The organism is Paenibacillus sp. MZ04-78.2, assembly GCF_024213375.1.
In the GTDB taxonomy this organism is placed as follows: domain Bacteria; phylum Bacillota; class Bacilli; order Paenibacillales; family NBRC-103111; genus Paenibacillus_G.
Window position 1 is genome coordinate 1 of the sequence record NZ_JANAVJ010000136.1, and the last position, 584, is coordinate 584.

Below are 584 nucleotides of genomic sequence, written 5' to 3' on the forward strand. Positions count from 1 at the left end.
GCCGTGGTGTAGAGGCCTAACATGCCTGCCTGTCACGCAGGAGACCGCGGGTTCGAATCCCGTCGGCTCCGCCATTTAGAAGTTTTTAACTTCGGAACGAAACGGACAATATCCGAGGGTTCCGAAATTTTTAATTTATCTTACATGCCGTCGTAGCTCAGCGGTAGAGCAACGCACTCGTAATGCGTAGGTCGGTGGTTCGATTCCTCTCGACGGCACCATTTAGGCCACATAACAATTCATATGGCGGTCGTGGCGAAGTGGCTAACGCATCGGATTGTGGCTCCGACATTCGAGGGTTCAATTCCCTTCGATCGCCCCATAGTCATTGGGGATTAGCCAAGCGGTAAGGCAACGGACTTTGACTCCGTCATGCCTAGGTTCGAATCCTAGATCCCCAGTATTTTCAGTACGAGCCATTAGCTCAGTTGGTAGAGCACCTGACTTTTAATCAGGGTGTCGTAGGTTCGAGTCCTACATGGCTCATCTTATTACAAAATAAATTGAGCGGAAGTGGCTCAGGGGTAGAGCATCGCCTTGCCAAGGCGAGGGTCGCGGGTTCGAATCCCGTCTTCCGCTCCATT

5 tRNA genes are annotated in these 584 nt (G+C 51.7%); all 5 read left to right on the forward strand.

Annotated elements, in window-relative coordinates:
• The first annotated feature begins 146 nt into the window (after positions 1–146).
• Positions 147–221 (forward strand) — tRNA-Thr (locus NLX71_RS26375).
• 25 nt (positions 222–246) lie between these two features.
• Positions 247–322: transfer RNA gene (locus NLX71_RS26380), tRNA-His, on the forward strand.
• A gap of 7 nt (positions 323–329) precedes the next feature.
• A tRNA-Gln gene (locus NLX71_RS26385) sits at positions 330–401 on the forward strand.
• A gap of 12 nt (positions 402–413) precedes the next feature.
• A tRNA-Lys gene (locus NLX71_RS26390) sits at positions 414–486 on the forward strand.
• A 21-nt stretch (positions 487–507) separates the two neighbouring features.
• A tRNA-Gly gene (locus tag NLX71_RS26395) sits at positions 508–582 on the forward strand.
• Positions 583–584: the final 2 nt, after the last annotated feature.